14 protein-coding genes are annotated in these 17922 nt (G+C 71.8%); 9 read left to right on the top strand and 5 right to left on the bottom strand.

The genetic code is table 11. The annotated features are described in order from the left end of the window. Window positions 1–206: 206 nt before the first annotated feature. The 3 genes from AB852_RS05960 (at window position 207) to AB852_RS05950 (ending at window position 3448) form a co-directional block, all read left to right on the top strand. Complete coding sequence (locus AB852_RS05960) at window positions 207–1310, top strand: acyltransferase domain-containing protein (RefSeq protein WP_218623231.1); 1104 nt, start codon at window positions 207–209, stop codon at window positions 1308–1310. Between the two features lie 102 nt (window positions 1311–1412). Further along, window positions 1413–1664: an acyl carrier protein gene (locus tag AB852_RS05955; protein WP_218623230.1), complete on the top strand. Its 252-nt coding sequence runs from the start codon at window positions 1413–1415 to the stop codon at window positions 1662–1664. Window positions 1665–1921: 257 nt separating this feature from the next. Next, the gene (locus tag AB852_RS05950) at window positions 1922–3448 is read left to right on the top strand and encodes an NHL domain-containing protein (RefSeq protein ID WP_073784273.1); all 1527 of its coding nucleotides are present in this window, start codon (window positions 1922–1924) and stop codon (window positions 3446–3448) included. Window positions 3449–3516: 68 nt separating this feature from the next. On the opposite strand, the gene AB852_RS05945 is transcribed toward AB852_RS05950, so the two are convergent. Then, on the bottom strand, window positions 3517–4005 hold the full coding sequence (locus AB852_RS05945) for a hypothetical protein (RefSeq protein WP_073785505.1): 489 nt from the start codon (window positions 4003–4005) through the stop codon (window positions 3517–3519). A 52-nt stretch (window positions 4006–4057) separates the two neighbouring features. Then, the gene (locus AB852_RS05940; RefSeq protein ID WP_073784271.1) at window positions 4058–5155 is read right to left on the bottom strand and encodes a hypothetical protein; all 1098 of its coding nucleotides are present in this window, start codon (window positions 5153–5155) and stop codon (window positions 4058–4060) included. 409 nt (window positions 5156–5564) lie between these two features. Between AB852_RS05940 and AB852_RS05935 the strand changes: the two genes are divergently transcribed. Both AB852_RS05935 and AB852_RS05930 read left to right on the top strand, forming a co-directional pair. Then, a complete protein-coding gene (locus AB852_RS05935) occupies window positions 5565–6284 on the top strand; it encodes a hypothetical protein (protein WP_073784268.1) in 720 nt (239 codons plus the stop codon). Between the two features lie 67 nt (window positions 6285–6351). Next, window positions 6352–8169 (top strand): RICIN domain-containing protein, encoded by a 1818-nt coding sequence (locus AB852_RS05930; protein ID WP_073784266.1) that lies wholly within the window; start codon window positions 6352–6354, stop codon window positions 8167–8169. 61 nt (window positions 8170–8230) lie between these two features. On the opposite strand, the gene AB852_RS05925 is transcribed toward AB852_RS05930, so the two are convergent. Further along, the gene (locus AB852_RS05925) at window positions 8231–9193 is read right to left on the bottom strand and encodes an LnmK family bifunctional acyltransferase/decarboxylase (protein ID WP_073784263.1); all 963 of its coding nucleotides are present in this window, start codon (window positions 9191–9193) and stop codon (window positions 8231–8233) included. A gap of 345 nt (window positions 9194–9538) precedes the next feature. Between AB852_RS05925 and AB852_RS05920 the strand changes: the two genes are divergently transcribed. The 3 genes from AB852_RS05920 to AB852_RS05905 all read left to right on the top strand — a co-directional run bounded on the left by AB852_RS05920 (window position 9539) and on the right by AB852_RS05905 (window position 15856). Next, window positions 9539–10486, top strand: coding sequence for an ABC transporter ATP-binding protein (locus AB852_RS05920; protein WP_073784261.1), 948 nt, complete (start codon window positions 9539–9541; stop codon window positions 10484–10486). Continuing rightward, window positions 10483–11313, top strand: coding sequence for an ABC transporter permease (locus AB852_RS05915; protein ID WP_073784259.1), 831 nt, complete (start codon window positions 10483–10485; stop codon window positions 11311–11313). Before AB852_RS05920 ends, AB852_RS05915 begins: the two co-directional genes overlap by 4 nt. A 1342-nt stretch (window positions 11314–12655) precedes the next feature. Further along, window positions 12656–15856 (top strand): tetratricopeptide repeat protein, encoded by a 3201-nt coding sequence (locus AB852_RS05905; RefSeq protein ID WP_073784257.1) that lies wholly within the window; start codon window positions 12656–12658, stop codon window positions 15854–15856. 166 nt (window positions 15857–16022) lie between these two features. On the opposite strand, the gene AB852_RS05900 is transcribed toward AB852_RS05905, so the two are convergent. Both AB852_RS05900 and mca read right to left on the bottom strand, forming a co-directional pair. Next, window positions 16023–16259 (bottom strand): hypothetical protein, encoded by a 237-nt coding sequence (locus AB852_RS05900; RefSeq protein WP_073784255.1) that lies wholly within the window; start codon window positions 16257–16259, stop codon window positions 16023–16025. A gap of 1 nt (window position 16260) precedes the next feature. After that, the gene (gene mca / locus AB852_RS05895) at window positions 16261–17142 is read right to left on the bottom strand and encodes a mycothiol conjugate amidase Mca (protein ID WP_073784253.1); all 882 of its coding nucleotides are present in this window, start codon (window positions 17140–17142) and stop codon (window positions 16261–16263) included. Window positions 17143–17268: 126 nt separating this feature from the next. Here mca and AB852_RS05890 point away from each other — a divergent pair, with 126 nt between their 5' ends. Then, window positions 17269–17673 (top strand): DUF4307 domain-containing protein, encoded by a 405-nt coding sequence (locus AB852_RS05890; protein WP_073784251.1) that lies wholly within the window; start codon window positions 17269–17271, stop codon window positions 17671–17673. The last annotated feature ends 249 nt before the right edge of the window (window positions 17674–17922 follow it).

Raw genomic sequence — 17922 nt, 5'->3', positions numbered from 1 at the left:
CGCCGGTTCGGGCCGGGACCCGCGGGGCTCCCGGGGCGCACCCGCGCGTCCCGGCCACCGCGCTTCCCGCGCCCGTCCGCCACGACGCCCGGCCCACCGGGCGAGCGCTTCGACGCCTGACGCCCGGTGGCCTCGCGGCCAACCCCGGCCCGTGGGACGCAGTCCCGTCCGTCGGCCCATGGGCCGCCACGCAGAAAGGCCGCAGCATGCCGACGCCGGACACCCGGACCGCCGACCGCGAGTCGGTCCCCACCGGCGGGCGACAGCCCGGGGACGAGCCGGTATCCCCGGTGGAGCAGCTGCCCCGGGAGGAGCCGCGAGCCCCGGACGACGCCCCCGGGGCACTGCCGCCCGCCCTGCTGATGCCCGGACAGGGTGCCCAGTACCAGGGCATGGGCACCGGACTGTACCGGGACCTGCCCGCGTTCACGGCGGCCGTCGACGAGGTGTTCCGGGCCATGGGGACGGCCGGGGACGAGCTGCGCTCCGACTGGCTCGCCGCCGGACCCCGCCTCCCCATCCACCACTTCCGCCGCTCCCAGCCGCTGCTCTTCGCCCTCGATCACGCGCTCGGCAGACTGCTGATGGACCGGGGGCTGGAACCGGCGGTCATGCTCGGGCACAGCGTCGGCGAGATGGCCGCCGCCGCCCTGGCCGGGGTCTTCGACCTGGGCGACGCCGCGCGGATCGTCTGCCACCGGATCGGAAGGCTCGACAGCGCGCCGGCGGGCGGTATGGCGGCGGTCGCGGCCACCCGGGCGGAGATCGAGCCGTATCTACGGCCCGGGGTGGACATCGGCGCGGTCAACGCCCCCCGGCAGACGGTGATCGCCGGTGCGGACGAACCGCTGGGAGAAACGCTGGACGCCTTGCGCGAGGCCGGGTTCCGCTGGGCGCGGGTCCAGTCCGTGGCGCCCTTCCACAGCACGGTGCTCCAGCCGGTGGTCGACGCGGCCCGCCCGCTGCTGGCGGCCCTGCCCGCGCGGGCTCCGCGGATCACGATGGTGTCGGGGTACACCGCGGAACGCCTGACCGACGCCGAGGCCGTCGACCCCTCGTACTGGGCCCGGCATCCGGTGGACCCGGTGCTGTTCTGGCCCGCGCTCGAAACGCTGGTCGCGGACGGGCCCCGGCTGCTGGTCGAGTGCGGTCCGGGCCAGGGGCTGACGACCCTCGCCCGGCAGCTGCGGGACGTCCGCACCGGCCGCTGCGAGGTGCTGTCGCTGCTCGGCCCGCCCGCGTCGGGGCCGGACCGCGAGGCCGAACACTTCACCACCGCGCTCGCCCGACTGGGCCTGACCGCACCGTAGTCCGGACCCGTCCCCGGGACCTTCCGTCCGGCTTCGAGCGGCCCTCCAGCCGCGAACCGCACGCTCAGGACGACCCGACCGGCCAGGAGAGAGGGACAAGCCGTGCAGCCGATCACCTTGCGGGAGCTGGAGGACATCATGCGTCAGCATGTCTGGGAGGGCGACTGGCTGTCGTTCGAGCAGGCGCCCGACCGGCTCTTCGACGAGCACGGGTACGACTCGCTCGCGCTGCTGGAGACACACAGCCGCATCAAGCGCGACTACGGCGTCGAGATCGCGGAGGACGACCTGGGCCGGGTCAGGACCCCGAGGGAGCTGGTCGACTTCGTCAACGCCCGGCTCCCGGCGGCCTGAACCGGGCCGACGGCAGTTCGCGTCACGGGTTCGGACTGGTGTCCCGTGGCGTCACCGCCGGACCGGTACCGACCCTGGGCGAATGACGTACGGCCTGGTCAGACGCCCGGCAGAGGCCATGCACCGCGGGTGCCGTCAATCACGGTCCAAGGGAAGCACCCGTAAGTGACCTTGTCCCCCGGACAGCTCCTATGACTTGCTGAAGTCAACCGACAACCGCCCGTAGCGAGCGGTCAGTTACCGACGCAAGGATGACGATGAGCACTACCCAGACGGCAGCCACGGACGGCGAACCCCCCGTCCCTCCGATCAGCACGATCGCGGGGACCGGGGTCGCGGGGTTCACAGGGGACAACGAGTCCGCCGTCGCCGCTCAGTTGAAGCACCCGTACGGGATCGCGGTGGACAGCTCCGGCACGCTCTACTTCTCCGACTACAGCAACCACCGGGTCCGGAAGGTCACCACCGACGGAAAGATCAGCACGGTGGCCGGGACCGGGGTCGCGGGCTACCGGGGCGACAACGGTCCCGCCGTCTCCGCCCAGCTGAACTGCCCGCGCGAGGTGACGGTGGACAGCGCCGGCACCCTCTACATCACCGACGCCAGCAACCACCGGGTCCGGAAGGTCACGGCCGACGGGAACATCAGCACGGTCGCCGGGACCGGCGTCGCGGGCTCCGGCGGTGACGGCGGCCCCGCCACCTCGGCCCAGCTGAACAAACCGCACGGGTTGGCGGTGGACAGCTCCGGCACCCTCTACATCGCCGAGTTCGGCAACCACCGGGTCCGGAAGGTCACGGCCGACGGGAACATCAGCACGGTCGCCGGGACCGGCGTCGCGGGCTCCGGCGGTGACGGCGGCCTCGCCACCTCGGCCCAGCTGAAGGGCATGTACGCGGTGGCGGTGGACAGTACCGGCACCCTCTACATCTCCGACGGGGGCAATCACCGGGTCCGCAAGGTCACGGCCGACGGGACGATCAGCACCGTCGCGGGCAACGGCACCGCGGGCTCCGGGGGGGACGGCGGCCCGGCGGCCTCGGCCCAGCTGAACAAGCCGTACGGGATCGCGGTGGACAGTAGCGGCACCCTCTACATCTCCGAATACGGCAATCACCGCGTCCGGAAGGTCACGGCCGACGGGAACATCGACACGGTGGTGGGCAACGGCACCGCGGGCTTCGACGGCGACGGCGGCCCGGCCGCCTCGGGTCGGCTGAACAGCCCGTTCGGCATCGCGGTGGACTGCGTCGACGCCGTCTACATCGCCGACCACGTCAACCACCGGGTCCGGAAGATCGCGTCGCCGAAGATGGCCGGGCTGCCCGGCTCGGGCACGGTGGTCTCGTGGGCCAACGTCCGGAGCAAACTGCGGATGGCGGTCCAGCGCGAGTCCGTCAAGGACGGGGCCGAGATCCACCAGTCCCTCCCCGCTCCCAGGGCCCACCAGCGGTGGCGGCTAGTCGTGGCGGGCCAGGACAACGGCGACGTCCTGTACACGATCGAGAACGTGCGCAGCGGCAAGGTCCTGGAGGTCGTCGGAGCGCAGGAGGCCGCCGGGGCGGTGGTCGCGCAACGCGCCTACGAGGGCGGGGACGCGCGCCACCAGCACTGGCGGCTGATCCCGGTCGGCCCCGCGACCGGCACCCAGCGGGTGTACGAGATCGCCAACCGGAACAGCGGTCTGCTCCTGCGCGCCGACACCACGGCCCGCACGGTGATCAAGCAGCACGGGGCGGAGGGCGACCACCGGGACAGGCAGTGGCAGCTGCTCCCTGTGTGACGCACGAGGGGTCAGGGGCGCGGAAGCCCCTGACCCCTCGGAACCCGCGAACTCCGCGGAACCGGCCGCTATTCGGAACCGGACGGCTCCTCGGCGGCCGGTTTGGCCGCCTTGGGTGCCTCCGGGGCCTTGGGAGGCTTGGTGTAGTCGCTCTTCTTCGGCTCGCTCTCCAGGTCCTCGTTCTTCTGGAGGCCGCTGTGCTCCGTCACCGTCGCGCTGGACTCCCGCATCCCGGCGGACGCCGCCGCGGACACCGAGCCGGGATCCTGGGCGTACTGGGCCTGCTCACCGGCGGACGCCTGGGTGGTCCGGATGAAGGAGCCGAGGAAGCCGAGGACCGCCCGTGCCTCGGGCGACTCCTCCCGCACGATCTTCGCCCGGGCGGAGGCACCGTGGATCGCGCTGTTGAACAGGCTCGTGCTCGTGTCGTCGTACGTGTCGTCCTCGGCGTCCTCGAAGTCGATGCCCGCCCCCGGCTGCGGCCTGGCGGCGTCGGTGGTCACCGAGAAGAGCCCCGCGCCCTTGCCCGCGAAGCCGAAGATGTTGTCGAACACCATGGTCGTCATCCCTTGTCGTCGTCGCGGCGGCGCCGCGTGTCCGCCCGCCCGGTCAGGGCTGCTTGTGCGGCGCTCGTGGGCTGTCCGTCAGGCTCTCGCCGTCGAACATCGTGTGGTGGACCTCCAGGGCGGACACGACCTCGGCCAGCCCCTTCATCCGGAAGCCGCCGCCCGCCAGTCCGACATCGCCGATGTCGCGGGCGACCAGCCGGTCGAGACCGGGATGGTGGCCGGGCTGCGGAGGGGACAGGACCGCCACCGGCACGTCGTACATCACCGCGAGCAACCCGGAGAAGCTCACCGGGATCTCGTACGAGTACTGCTTGCGGGTACGCCGCTGGGTGACGATGGTCTCCACCCGGGAGCCCGGCGGGACCTCGCCGGAGATCTGCGAGTTCGAGGCCCAGCTGGTGGTCAGGGTGCCGCCGACGGAGGCCGTGATGCCCAGCGCCAGCTGGGCGTTGACCTGTGCGGTGCCGGTGGCGCTGCCCTGGGTCGTGAACGCCACCGAGTTCGCGATCGAGTTCGCCACGGAGTTCGTCGCCGAGTTCTTCACGCCCGTCTCGGTGGCGTTCTCGTTGTTCACCCCCATGTTGTCCTTGCTGTTCAGGTTGGTCACCGTGGTCGTGTTCTTGTTCTCCATGTCGTTCTGGAGCTGCGCCCCGAGCTGCGTCTGGAGGGCCATCTGGAGCTGGCTCTGCAACTGGAGCTGGAGCTCCGCGCTGACGCTGCCGCCGAAGGTGAGCTGGGCCTGCCCCTGGAGCGACCAGGTGACCTCGTTCGACACGGTGAACTCGACCGAGTCGGTGAAGGTCATCGGGGACACCTGGCTGCGGTTGACGTAGGTGCGCGACGAGAAGGTGTCGGGCGGAGGCTGGCTGATGTTGCGCCGCTCCTCGATCAGCGGCTCCCCGAGGTTCATATAGGCGAGCCAGCCGAGTTTGGACGCGGTCCCGGGGAAAGCGCCGAAGCTCGACTTGTTCACAGAGAACCCGACGGGTTTGTGCCGCACACCGTAGTCGTCGACATAGACCAGGTCAGGGTGGTCCAGGACCGACTGCCAGGTCTGCTCGATGTTGAGTTCCCGCAGGTTCCTCTTCGTCAGCGGCTGACGCTTGGACCGTTCCAGGTTGTACGCGTTGGAAGGCATTTCCCCGTCCTCGACTAATTCCGGTCGAACCGCGCTCGGTGAAGCGGAAACAGAAATCTGCGCACGTTCCGAAATCCGAAGCTAGCACGGTGCGCATTGCCCGGACGAGCGCCTGCGGGCATGACGCTCAATCGGGTGACAGAGACTCGGAGGCACCCCAACTACCCTTGGCTACGGGTACTTTGAACCGTCGGCGATCACCCGGTCGAGGATCTTCCGACAGTCGCGTCCGCAAGTGTCGCGACCTCGGCCGTCGCCGTGGACGAAGGTATTCGATCCGGTCATCCATTCGCTTCCCGGCGCCTTTTCGAACGAGCGCGCTCGGGCTTGCGGTGACCCTTGAGGACAATGCAGCCCCGAGCGCCCGGCGCGTTGTTCTCCATATCAAGAATCAGGTGAGGTTTCCGCGATGTACACCCAGGAACGCACGGCGATGGCGAATTTGGTGGTCGGCGGACCGGTGGCGGTGAACAGCTACGACAACGCCATCGTGGCGGCGCTGGTCGAAAGCCGGCCGGTCATGCTCGTCCATGCCTTCAACGGCGGCTATCTGCGGCCCGCCGAGCTGAAGGAGGAGAGCCACGACAAGGGGGTCAAGCTGGCCACCGCGCTCGACCCGGCCACCAAGGAGGCGCAGGGCCACCTCTGGTACATCACCCCCGGCGGCTTCTTCGGGCAGCGCCCGCTCTACTACATCGAGAGCGCCGCGGGCCAGGTGTCACCCAAGCCCGCCGTCGCGGGCGAGGCCGAGGCCGGGCGCGGCGACGACGGCGCCCCGAAGCCGCAGCGCCGGCGCGTCAGCGTCCACCAGGACGCGCCCAAGAGCACGGCCGACACCGTCCAGGTCGGCCTCCCCGGCAAGGTCGGCGAGAAGTGGCGCGGGAAGAACGGCGCACCCGAGGACACCCAGCTCTGGGTCGTCACGGTGACGCCGTGGGGCGGGATCACCTTCGTGCCGATCACCCACCCCGACGCCATCCTCGGGTTCAAGGACCACGCGGTGACGGCCGAGAGCGAGGCGCGTCTCACCTACAACTGGGGCGGGGACTTCACCGGGACGGTCATCAACACGTTCTACCCGAGGCTGCCCAGCGAGTGGAACGTCCCGTACCACCACGTCTTCACGTGATCCGCGGCCCCCGCGGCGCCGCACCCGTCCCGAGCCCACGCCCGTACCGCCTGGAAGAGGCACCACGATGCCCGTGCCCACGGAAGAACTGAAGCTGGAGATCGTCAACGCCGCCACGGGGAAGCCCCTCGGCGCCAGGGCCACGCCGGGCGCGGACGGCGCGCTCGTCGTCCGCGACTTCCCCGACGACGGCCCGCGCCCGGATCAGTGGCGGCTCGCCCCCGCGCAGGACGACCAGGTGTACGTGATCCGCAACGCGGACAGCGGCAAGGTGCTCGACAACCCGGCCGCCGCCGACCGGGGCGTCCGCCAGTGGCAGGCCACCGCGGGCCGGAAGGGCCAGCAGTGGCACATCGTCCCCGTCGAGGGCGAAGCGGGCCTCTACTTCATCGAGGGCGCGGTCGACGGCGCCGTTCTCGACCTCGCCGAGCCCGGCAAGGACGACACCCGGATCGTCCTGCGCGAGCACGACGACAGCGCGGAGAGCCAGTGGTGGCGGTTCGTCCCGGCCGCGCCCGAACGCGTCAGCGACCCCGTGCTGCGCTGGGCCCAGCTGAGCCACTGGAACGGCCGCCGCTCCTGGCGGCTGGCCCGCTCGGCCGCGCTGCGCCCGGCCCCCGACGCGACGCCCTCCTTCAGCGACCTGCTGCTGGTCCTGGAGGGGTTCGGGAGCGACCAGGACGCCGGCGGCTGGAAGAGCGAGGCGGCCGGCCACTCCCCCGGCGGGCAGCCGGGCTGGTGGGGCGGGGCCGACACACGGTTCCTCGCCGACACGGGAGCGGGCCGGGCGGACATCGTCGGACTCAAACCCGCGAAGGGGGCGGTGGTTTCCGGTTCCAGGGGCGACGGGACGTTCGACGACGAACGCGTCCTGCACCAGCCCCCGCCCGCCCGCGATCCCGCGGACCTGTGGACCCTCGTGGACACGACGGGCGACGGCAGCCCCGATGTCGTCGTGCTCGCCGCCGACGGTGTCCGGGTGTCCCCCCGGGACGAGGGCGGGGCGTTCGCGGCCCCGGGCGGCGCACCGGCCCTCAAGGCGTTCGGTCATGGTCAGCAGGCGGGCGGCTGGCTGGCCGAGAAGCATCCCCGGTTCCTCGCGGACACCACCGGTGACGGCAGGCTCGACCTCGTCGGCTGCCACGACGACGGCGTCTGGATCTCCCTCCAGGACGAGGAGGGAAAGTTCGCGCCGCTCCCCGAGGAACCCGTTCTGCGGGCGTTCGGCCACCACGAGAAGGCGGGTGGCTGGCTCGCCGACAAGCATCCCCGGTTCCTCGCGGACACCACCGGTGACGGCAGGCTCGACCTCGTCGGCTGCCACGACGACGGCGTCTGGATCTCCCTCCAGGACGAGGAAGGGACGTTCACGGAACCGCTGTACGCCCTCGACGACTTCGGCGTCGACCAGGGATGGAGCTCGGCCCGGGAGCACCCCCGGTTCCTGGTCGGGGCCACCGCCGGCGGAGCGCCGGACCTCGTCGGGTTCGGACCGCAGGGCGTCGTCGTGTCACGCGGACTCGGCGACGGTACGTTCGGGCCCGCGCAGCTCGTCCTGAACGACTTCGGGACCGCCCAGGGGTGGAGCGGCGAAAAGCATCTGCGGCTCCTCGCGGACCTCACCGGCGACGGCGTCCCGGACATCGTCGGCTTCGGTGACGAGGGCGTCTGGGTGTCGCACGGCCTCGGCGGCGGCCTGTTCGACCAGGCCCGGCTGGTGTGCCGCGGATTCGGGTACGGCGAGGACGCGGGCAGCTGGCGGGTCGGCCGCCACCCGCGCTTCCTCGCCGACATCACCGGCGACGGACGCCTCGACCTCGTCGGCTTCGGCGGCCCCGGGGTGTACGTGGCCCGGAACCTCTTCCGCCGCTTCAGGACCCGGTGACCCCGGAGGTCCGCCGCGCCATCTGACGGAGCGGCGGGCCTTCCGCCTGCCGGGGCCCGGCCTACGCGTGCGGGTCGTGGGCGATGCGCTGGCGCGACACCGCGAGCAGACCGCCGTCCTGGCGGCGCAGCGTCACATCCACCACGTCCGTCCCGGCGGTGTCCCAGTGGGACGTGACCTCGATGTCGAGGACGTCGTCGGCGTTGGCGTTCGCGAGGAAGCACAGCTGTCTGTCCAGCACCCGGCGGCCCAGGAAGCTGCGGGCCGGCCGGCCGAGGCTGCGCCACAGGGAGAGCACGGCCCAGTCGACGATCGAGAAGTACGACGCGAAGTACAGCAGGCCGACCCCGTTCAGGTCGCGGCTCGCGCTCACCTGGTAGTTCAGCACGAGTCCCGCCTGCGGGGCCGGTTCGGCGGGGGTCCGGAAGCCGGACGCCTTGCGCGCGTCGGCCCATACCCGCCGGGGCGAGTGCGCGTCGGGGACCCGCTCCAGATGGTCGGAGCGAAAGTTTGCGGGGGTCGCCCGTCGCAGCCCGTGGTTGGTGTCATGGCCGGAGCGCTGAATCCAGCGGTTGAAGTTCTCCACATGGATGCAGCCGGGGGTGTCGTAGCGGAAGAAGCCGTCCACGCCGGGGGCGGGACCGCGGGCGGCCTGGTCGCCGTCCCGGGTGACCTGATGCATCGTCAGCAGTGAGTCGCCGCCGGAGGAGACCACCTTCGAGCGGACCCGCAGCCGGTCGCCGAAGGTCAGTTCCTCGGCGCTCAGCCCGCTGTCGGCCCGGACGCGGAAGTAGGCGAAGGACAGGTAGACGGGATTGCCCTCGGGGTCGGCCGCCGTGTACGGGTTGATCCCGCAGGAGGCGCCCACCGCGTCCCAGGTCCAGTCCCCGAGCTGACCGATGAACAGCGAGTTCGGTCCGCACATCGCGGGGGTGATCAGCTCGACGCGCTCGAACCAGTCGTCCCGGCTCCTGACGTACGGCGGACGTCCTGCCTGGGCGGGCGGAGCGGCGTAGGTGGTCATGACCGCCCCCGGGAGGCCGTCCGGCTCCGCGAGCGCCGGGAACCGCCCGGCATCGGATACATCCGCGCAACGTGCCGTCCCTTGTCCGCCATTCTGCATGCTCCTTTATGGAAACGGTTCTCCCGCAGGGTGACGGGGCCGCCAGCAGGTCCGGTCGAGCACCGGTGGACCTTCAGGGCTGCTTTGCCCGAGTCATGACAGCCGGTCAGGAACGGAGAAGCCAAGTACGGCACTTCGCCCGTAGCGTGAAAGTCCTGGGCAGCGAAGTCCGGCAGCGGCGGGCGCGATGGGCGGCCGTGCGCATCTTCCCCTCGACCTCTAGGGGCACCAGCCAGGATGAAACAGATGATTGAAGCCAAGAACCTGACCAAACGGTACGGCGGGAAGACCGCCGTGGCCGAACTTTCCTTCTCGGTCGAGCCGGGCAGGGTGACCGGGTTCCTGGGCCCCAACGGCGCCGGGAAGTCGACCACCATGCGCCTGCTGCTGGGGCTCGACCGCCCCGACGGCGGCGACGCCACCATCGGCGGCCGGCACTACCAGGACCTGCCGCAGCCGCTCCGGGTGGCCGGCGCGCTGCTGGAGGCCAAGGCCGTGCACACCGGCCGCAGCGCCTACAACCACCTGCTGTGCCTGGCCCAGACGCAGGGCATCGGCAGCAAGCGCGTCGAGCAGGTGCTCGAACTGGTCGGACTGAAGGATGTCGCGCGCAAGCGCGCCGGCGGCTTCTCCCTCGGTATGGGACAGCGGCTCGGTATCGCCGCCGCGCTGCTCGGCGACCCGCAGGTGCTCATCCTGGACGAGCCGGTCAACGGACTCGACCCGGAGGGCATCCTCTGGATCCGCAACCTCATGAAGGACCTGGCCGCCGAGGGCCGGACCGTCTTCGTGTCCAGCCATCTGATGAACGAGATGGCGGTGACCGCCGAACACCTCATCGTCATCGGCCGGGGCCGCCTGGTGGCCGACTGCTCCATGCAGGAGTTCATCGACCGCAACCAGGTCCAGCAGTCGGTGCTGGTGAGCAGCCCCGACGCCGAGCAGCTGCGGGCGGCGATCCTCCGCGAGGGCGGCAAGGTGACCCTGCTCGACTCCGGTGAGCTCAGCGTGGAGGACATGGAGCCGGGCCGGATCGGCGAGATCGCCGCCGCGGGCGGACATGTCCTGCACGAGGTCGTCCGCCAGCGCGGTTCGCTGGAGGAGGCGTTCATGGAACTGACCCGGGACAGCGTGGAGTACGAGGCCACCGGTGGTACCGGTGGCGCCGCCAAGAAGCAGGGAGGTGCCGAATGAGCGCCGTCACCGCCGGAACCGTCGCGGCGCCGGACACCCGGCGCGCCGGCTTCTTCCAGCTGATGCAGTCGGAGTGGACCAAGATCCGGTCGGTCCGGTCCACCATCTGGTCCCTCGCCCTGCTTCTCGTCCTCTTCCCCGGCTTCACCGCGCTGCTCGTCAGCCTGGTGGTCGCCGGATGGGACGACACCAGCGCCGCGGACCGCGCGCTGATCGTGGCCGACCCGGCCGCGGTCATCCTCACCAGCGGTTTCCTGGTGGGCCAGCTCGCGATCTGTGTGCTCGGTGTGCTGGTGATCGCGTCGGAGTACTCCACCGGCATGATCCGGGCCAGTCTGCTGGCCGTGCCGAAGCGGGTGCCGATGCTCACCGCGAAGGCCGCGGTGTTCTCCCTGCTGGTGCTGGGCGTCAGCCTCGTCGCCGCGTTCCTCTCGTTCTTCATCGGCGCCGCGATGCTGAACGGCAAGGTCCCGGTCTCGCTGGGCGACGAGGGCGTGTTCCGCGCCGTCGTGGGCAGTGGGCTCTATCTGTCGGTGCTCGGCCTGTTCGCGCTCACCATCGGCGCGATCTTCCGGCACCCGGCGGCCGGGATCACCGGGGTGATCGCGTTCGTGTTCGTGCTGGCGCCGCTGGCGCAGCTGCTCCCCGGGAAGGTCGGCGAGTACGTCAACGCCTACCTCCCCACGGAGGCCGGCCCGCTGATCGGACAGGCCCAGCAGGGCGCGGACGACCTGCTCTCGCCCTGGCAGGGCTTCGGCGTCCTGTGCCTGTGGACAGCGGTCCTCTTCGCCCTCGCGGCCTACCTCCTGAAGCGCCGCGACGCCTGACCCCGCCACCCGCCGCGACCGCCGGTCCACAGCCCCGCACCGGGGCGCTTGGACCGGCGGTCGCGTCGCGTACGGCACGTCCACCACTCCCGTCGGGTACGCGTACCTGAACGTTTCCCGTCCGTGCGGGTGGTTCATGGTGCGCAGTTCCCCGCGCCCCTGGGGTCGCGCCCCTTGCGGTTCCCCGTTCGGCTGCGCAATACCCTTGGTTGCTCGCGCAGTTCCCCGCGCCCCTAGGGTTCCCCACCTGGACGTACCTGTTCCCGTGCAGGTACGGACGTGGGTGCGCAGTTCCCCGCGCCCCTGAGGCCGCGCCCCTTGCGGTTCCCCGTTCGGCTGCGCAATACCCTTGGCCGCGCGCGCAGTTCCCCGCACCCCTCAGGGTTCCCCACCTGGGCGCACCTGTTCCCGTGCAGGTACGGACGTGGGTGCGCAGTTCCCCGCGCCCCTGAGGCCGCGCCCCTTGCGGTTCCCCGTTCGGCTGCGCAATACCCTTGGCCGCGCGCGCAGTTCCCCGCACCCCTCAGGGTTCCCCACCTGGGCGCACCTGTTCCCGTGCGGGTACTTCGTGGGTGCGCAGTTCCCCGCACCCCTGGGGCATCGCCCCTGGCCGTGCCTGTTCCCGTGCGGGCAGTCGCGGGGAACCGGCCGTGCGACGGTCGGCGGAGCGGGTCATACGGTCCGCCACGTCCTGCTGGGTGAGCCCCCTCGCCCGACGGAGCTCCGCCGGCCGCCGCCCGGTCACCTCCGCGAGCAACTCTTCCCTGCCCTCCCGGACGGCTTCCTCCCCACCGGCCCGTGCAACGTGCACGGCACGAATGTCCCGCCACCGCTTGTAGCCGCCCATGACCGTCCCTTCCTCTGCCAGACCATCACTTCCTCAACATCCAGCGCCTCCAACGCGACACGGCCGCCCCGCACCGAAGCAGCCACAGCAAGAGGCGCCCCGAAGGGGCGCGGGGAACTGCGCGAAGACGAGGGCGGCCCGCACCCGGGGACGACCGCAAGGGGGCAGCATCCAGGGGCGCGGGGAACTGCGCACCCACGAAGTACCCGCACGGGAACAAGTACGTCCAGGTGGGGAACCCCAGGGGCGCGAGGAACCGCGCACCCCCGGACCGCCCCCACCGGACCAAGTGGGCTCAGGTGGGCGAACCCGGCGGCGCGGGCGAAGGCGACCCGCGGCGCACCGAGGCCCCCGTCGGGCGTCCCGGGAGTCCGCGCCGGAGGCGGAAGGGGCGGGTGGGCGGGAGAATCCCCCGTCACCCCATGGCCCGGCGCAGCGTCCCGCAGGACACTTGATCCGCGACCACCACGCATGAGACATGAAGGGGGACATGACATGCGACCCACCCATCGGACCGAAGCCGAACACCTGTTGACCCGAGCCGTCGAGGAGGAGGTCCGCCGCACCGGCGGCCGCGTCGACGGCACGGTCCTGCTGACCCGGGCGAAGACCGCCCTGGACACCCTCGCGGCCACCGCCGACCAGGAGTACACCGCGTACACCCAGTCCCTGGACGAGGCGGGCGCCGGCACCCTCACCTTCGGCGGCCGCTTCCGCGCCGAGGGCGGCGCCACCGGCCTGCTCGTCACCGCCGTGGCCACCGCCGCGACGGTCGCGGCGGACCTCGCGCTCGGCACCAGCGCCTCCGTGGCGACCGTCGCGGGGGCGACCGTCGCGGTGGCCTCCGCCACGGCCGTCGTCGCCAGGGTCACCGCCGCCCACCTCCCCGCCGCCAGCCGCCGCAAGGGCGCCCTGAGCCAGCCCGGCGGCCCGCAGCAGCTCCGCCTCCAGTGGCTGACCGCCCTGGAGGTCCGCGGCATCCGCCCGTTCCTCGACCAGCAGCGCGTCCTCGCGTCCGCGACCGGCGGCAGCGGTGACCGGGCGCAGCCCCCGCGGCTGCGCGGCACCGACAAGAGCGCCGCGGCCCGCCGCCGTACCGTGATGGAGCAGTCGTTCGCGCAACTCCCCGCGGTGGAGGGCCCGTTCACCGGCCGCCGTGCCGCGATGAGCCGGATCGCCCAGTGGGTGCACGCGGCCCGCGCGGGCACCGAGACCCGGCCGACGGTCGTCGTCCTGCACGGCGCCCCCGGCTCCGGCCGCACCACCCTCGCGATCCGCGCCGCGCATCACCTCAAGGACCAGTTCCGCGGCGCCTGCGTCGTGGACCTGCGCGGCGACAACCCCGAGGAGTCGCCGCTGCCCACCCGGGACGCCCTGCTGCATCTGCTCAACCGTCTCGGCGCACCCCGCGAACAGCTCCTGTTCCGCGAACGCGCCACCCAGGACAGCCAGTTGAAGCGGCTCGGCGAGCTGTACCACCAGCATCTGACGGGCCTGCCCGTCACCATCGTGCTGGACGACGCGAGCGACGCCGAGCAGGTCCGCACCCTGATACCGGAACGCTCCGACAGCCTCGTCCTGGTCACCTCCCGGGACCCGCTGCGCCTGCCCGACGACCTGCCCGCCCATGTGCACCACCTTCCCGTGGAGGCGCTCGACGAGGCCGCCGCCGAGGAACTGCTCGCCGCCGCCGCGCAGGACAGCTCGGGGCCGTACGACGCGGAGGCCACCGAGCGGATCACCCGGCTGTGCGGCGGGCTCCCGCTGGCGCTGCGGATCGCGGGCTCCGCGCTCGGCCCGCGCACCCGGCCCCGGCTCGCCGGGGACCTCGCCGCGTACGGGCCGGTCGGCCCCGTGGAGCGGGCCCTGTGGCTGCGCTACACCGACCAGTCCGACCAGGCCCGCAGGCTGCTGCGGCGGCTCACCCTGGCCGGCCGCGCCTCGCTCGGCACCGCCGCCGCGGCGGCCCTCCTCGCCACCGACGACACGGAGGCCGCCAAGTATCTGTCGGCGCTGAGCCGCGCCGGACTCATCGACCATGTGCGCGGCAGCCGCTACCGCCTCCACGACCTGGTCCGCGCCTTCGCGCAGGCCCGGCTGCACGACGAGGAGGAGCCCGGGGAGCGGGGCGCCGCGCAGGAACGTCTCATCGTCAACTACGCCGAGCTGGCGGACTCGGTGATCCGGCTGGTCGACGGGAAGATGTCGACCCGCGCCGACCGGTTCGGCCCGCACGGCTTCACCTCGCTGGACCACGCGCTGCGCTGGCTCGACGACGAGTCCAGCTTCATCACCGCGACCCTGCGGCACGCCGAGGGCGTCGACCAGGGCGCGGTGCTGAACCTGCTGGGCGCGCTGTGCGACTACTGCCTGCTGCGCGGCGACCTCTACCGGCTGGGCGAGATCAACGAGCTGACGCAGGCCATCGACCAGGGGCTGCTGATGCGGTCGGTGCAGTGGCGTACGGGTATCGCCGCGCGGCAGCTCGGCGAGCTGGACAAGGCCCGCACCACCCTGACCTCGGTGGTCGACCTGTACCGCGAGGCCCGGCACGAGGCGGGGGTGGCCCGCGCGCTGTGCTCGCTGGGGATCACCCTGCACCACCAGGGCAACCTCACCGAGGCCGCGGCGAAGCTGCGCGAGGCGCTGGCGCTCCAGGCGTCCGACGCGCTCGCCGCCGACCGGGCGTGGACCCTGCACGCGCTGGCCGCCGTCGAGCGCGACCGGGCCCGGCTCGCCGAGGCCCTCGAACTGCTCGGCACGGCACTGGAGCTGCACCGCGAGGGCGAGTCCGTGCACGGCGAGGCGTGGGCGCACTTCCAGCTCGGCCAGTGCGGGCTGCGGATGGGGGACGTACCGCGCGCGGAGACGGAGCTGAAGGCGGCGCTGGAGCTGTACCGGCGGACCCGGGACGCCCGCGGCGAGGCATGGGCGCTGACCCAGCTGGCGCGCGCCCGGATCGTGGCCGGGGACGCCGCGCAGGCCGCCGAGGGGCTGCGGCAGGCCGGGGCCCGCCACCGGGACAACGAGGACGCCCGCGGCGAGGCGTGGACGCTGTACTACCTCGGGCAGGCGCTGGAGGAGACCGGCGACCTCGACCAGGCGGTACGGGAGCTGGAGCGCTCCCGCACGATGTTCTCCCGGATGCGGGACGTGTACGGGCTCGCGTGCGCGCGCCACCACAGCGCGCGGGTCACCCGCGACCAGCGGGCCGCGCAGACCGGTTCCCTGCGCAACAGCGGCTTCGCCCGGCAGCTGCTGGTCGACGCGCGGGCCGACTTCCAGCGGATCGGGGTCGCGCACGGCGAGGCGTGGACGTGTCTGGAGCTGGCGGTCGTCGACGCGGGCAACGCCCGCGCGGCGCAGGCGCTGGCCCTGTGCGACGAGGCGGCGGCCCTGTTCGCCGGGTACGGGGACCTCCGCGGGGAGGACTGGGCGCGGTTCCTGCGCTGCACGCTGCTGCCGTACGCGTCACCCGGCGGGGTGGAGATCGGGACGGCGGTCGCCCAGGAGGAACTGACACAGCTCGCGCGTGACGGACATCCGGCGCGGGACGGGAAGCTGGATCAGTACGTGGACACGTACGGGCTGCTGCTGGAGCGCGGGGTCACGCTGGAGCAGGGCTGGCAGGCGTGGCGCCTCGGGATGGTCCCGGGCAGGCACGCCCGCGAGGTGATGGGCGTACCCCTGCCCTGACACCTGCGCGGGTCGCCCCGGCTCGCGGCCCCAGGGCTTCCCCGGTGGGCGCACTTGTCCCCGCGCGGGTACCGAAGGGGGGCGCGGTTCCCCGCGCCCCCGAGGGGCGACCGCGCATCCCGCACCGGCACCGGCACCGGCAGCCGCACCCGTACCGGACCCGGTGTCAGGCCTTCGGGTCGGACGCCCGGCCTGCCTCGTCCACCCCCGCCACGGGGGCCTCCTTGAAGTCCACCTTGCCCATGTGCCGGGTCATGGACTTCATCAGCCCCCACACGGCGACGGCCATCACCGCGAAGACGACGAACCCCAGCACCCCGGGGGTGACCTTGTTCTTGTCGAGATCCGCCGCCAGCGGCACGAGGTTCGAGACGGCCTGGGTCACACTCACGCTCACGCTCATGTCAAGCATTGTCCCGGATGCCCGCGAAGAGGTCGTCCTCGGGGAGGGAGGTGTCGACCAGCGACCGCGCGAGCTCGTACTCCTCGGTCGGCCAGACCTCCTTCTGGATGTCCATCGGGACCCGGAACCAGCCGCCGTCGGGGTCGATCTGTGTGGCGTGCGCGATCAGCGCCTTGTCACGGATCTCGTAGAACTCCGCGCACGGGACATGCGTGGTCAGCGTCCGCTCGACCCGCTCGAACTCGTCCCACCGCTTGAGCCAGTCCCCGTAGGGCGACTCCAGCCCGCGGTCCAGCAGGGCCTGGTGCAGCGCCTCGGTCCGGGGCCGGTTGAAGCCCTGGTTGTAATAGAGCTTGCGCGGCTGGTACACGGGCCCGAAGTCGTCCTCGGGGTACTTCTCCGCGTCCCCCGCGCCGTCGAAGGCGATCATCGAGATCTTGTGGGTCATGATGTGGTCGGGGTGCGGGTAGCCCCCGTTCTCGTCGTACGTGGTGATCACCTGCGGACGGAACGCGCGGATCTTGCGGACCAGCCGCCCGGCCGCCCCGTCCTCGTCCTCCAGCGCGAAGCAGCCCTCCGGCAGCGGCGGCAGCGGGTCGCCCTCGGGCAGCCCCGAGTCGATGTAGCCGAGCCACTCCTGATCGACGCCGAGGATCTCGCGCGCCTCGTCCATCTCCTTCTTGCGGACCTCGTGGATGTTCTCCTCGATGTAGGGGTCACCCTGGAGCTTGGGGTTGAGGACGGAGCCCCGCTCGCCGCCCGTGCAGGTCACCACCAGCACGTCGACCCCTTCGGACACGTACTTCGCCATGGTGGCCGCGCCCTTGGACGACTCGTCGTCCGGGTGGGCGTGCACGGCCATGAGTCGCAGCTGCTCAGTCAAGACTCGAAACCTCATCGAATTCGGCGCCCGGATGTGGGGGCGCGTTGGGCGGCTTCTATAGTGACCGAAACGGGGGACGAATAATTCCGGGACCCTGTCCCCGTCACCCCTCCCTGGAGGACGATCATGAGCGCGGTCCGTGAGCAACCGCCGGAGGGCCGCTACGGCCGTTCCGCGGAGGAGCGCACCGATCGGCGGCTCAGGATCACCGGCGCCGTACTGGGTGCCGGTCTGCTCGGGCTGGTCACCTGGATCGGTTACGGATACATCTCCAGCCAGACGCTCAGCGGCGAGATGATCCGGTTCAAGGTGGTCTCGGACCGTGCGATCGAGACGCATCTGGAGGTCCGCAAGGACTCCGAGGCGCGCGGGTTCTGCACCGTCCGTGCCCAGTCCGAGGACGGCGCCGAGGTGGGCCGCGCGGACTTCCGGTTCGACCAGCGCAGCGACCGGGTGGACGAGGTGGTCACCTTGCGGACCACCGCGCGTGCCACCGCGGTCGAACTGGTGGGCTGCGAGTCGGACACGTAGGTGGGCGTACCGGCCCCGCGCTGATCGCGACCGGTCCGTCCACGAGCCCCCGGCTCCGTGGGTCCGTCCCACGTGCACATGTTTGTCATCGCTTCGGCATGCGCATGCTTTTCTCAGGGTCTTTGCGCTCGCATACCGGCGCCGGCCTGCGTTGACGTATGTCTGATGCGATATGTCCTCCCCCTTCCACGCCTGAATTGTTAGGCTCGTGGTTTCGCCCGACCGTGGACGCTCACTGTCCCCGGTAGG

Source organism: Streptomyces uncialis (genome assembly GCF_001905345.1).
In the GTDB taxonomy this organism is placed as follows: Bacteria; Actinomycetota; Actinomycetes; order Streptomycetales; family Streptomycetaceae; genus Streptomyces; species Streptomyces uncialis.
This window is presented reverse-complemented; position numbering and strand designations above follow the sequence as displayed.

Bases quoted from the DNA above. Each gene is read 5' to 3' on its own strand.
- AB852_RS05960 (WP_218623231.1), top strand. From the start codon at position 207: ATGCCGACGCCGGACACCCGGACCGCCGACCGCGAGTCGGTCCCCACC.
- AB852_RS05950 (WP_073784273.1), top strand. From the start codon at position 1,922: ATGAGCACTACCCAGACGGCAGCCACGGACGGCGAACCCCCCGTCCCT.
- AB852_RS05945 (WP_073785505.1), bottom strand. From the start codon at position 4,005: ATGGTGTTCGACAACATCTTCGGCTTCGCGGGCAAGGGCGCGGGGCTC.
- AB852_RS05940 (WP_073784271.1), bottom strand. From the start codon at position 5,155: ATGCCTTCCAACGCGTACAACCTGGAACGGTCCAAGCGTCAGCCGCTG.
- AB852_RS05935 (WP_073784268.1), top strand. From the start codon at position 5,565: ATGTACACCCAGGAACGCACGGCGATGGCGAATTTGGTGGTCGGCGGA.
- AB852_RS05930 (WP_073784266.1), top strand. From the start codon at position 6,352: ATGCCCGTGCCCACGGAAGAACTGAAGCTGGAGATCGTCAACGCCGCC.
- AB852_RS05925 (WP_073784263.1), bottom strand. From the start codon at position 9,193: ATGACCACCTACGCCGCTCCGCCCGCCCAGGCAGGACGTCCGCCGTAC.
- AB852_RS05920 (WP_073784261.1), top strand. From the start codon at position 9,539: ATGATTGAAGCCAAGAACCTGACCAAACGGTACGGCGGGAAGACCGCC.
- AB852_RS05915 (WP_073784259.1), top strand. From the start codon at position 10,483: ATGAGCGCCGTCACCGCCGGAACCGTCGCGGCGCCGGACACCCGGCGC.
- AB852_RS05905 (WP_073784257.1), top strand. From the start codon at position 12,656: ATGCGACCCACCCATCGGACCGAAGCCGAACACCTGTTGACCCGAGCC.
- AB852_RS05900 (WP_073784255.1), bottom strand. From the start codon at position 16,259: ATGAGCGTGAGCGTGAGTGTGACCCAGGCCGTCTCGAACCTCGTGCCG.
- AB852_RS05890 (WP_073784251.1), top strand. From the start codon at position 17,269: ATGAGCGCGGTCCGTGAGCAACCGCCGGAGGGCCGCTACGGCCGTTCC.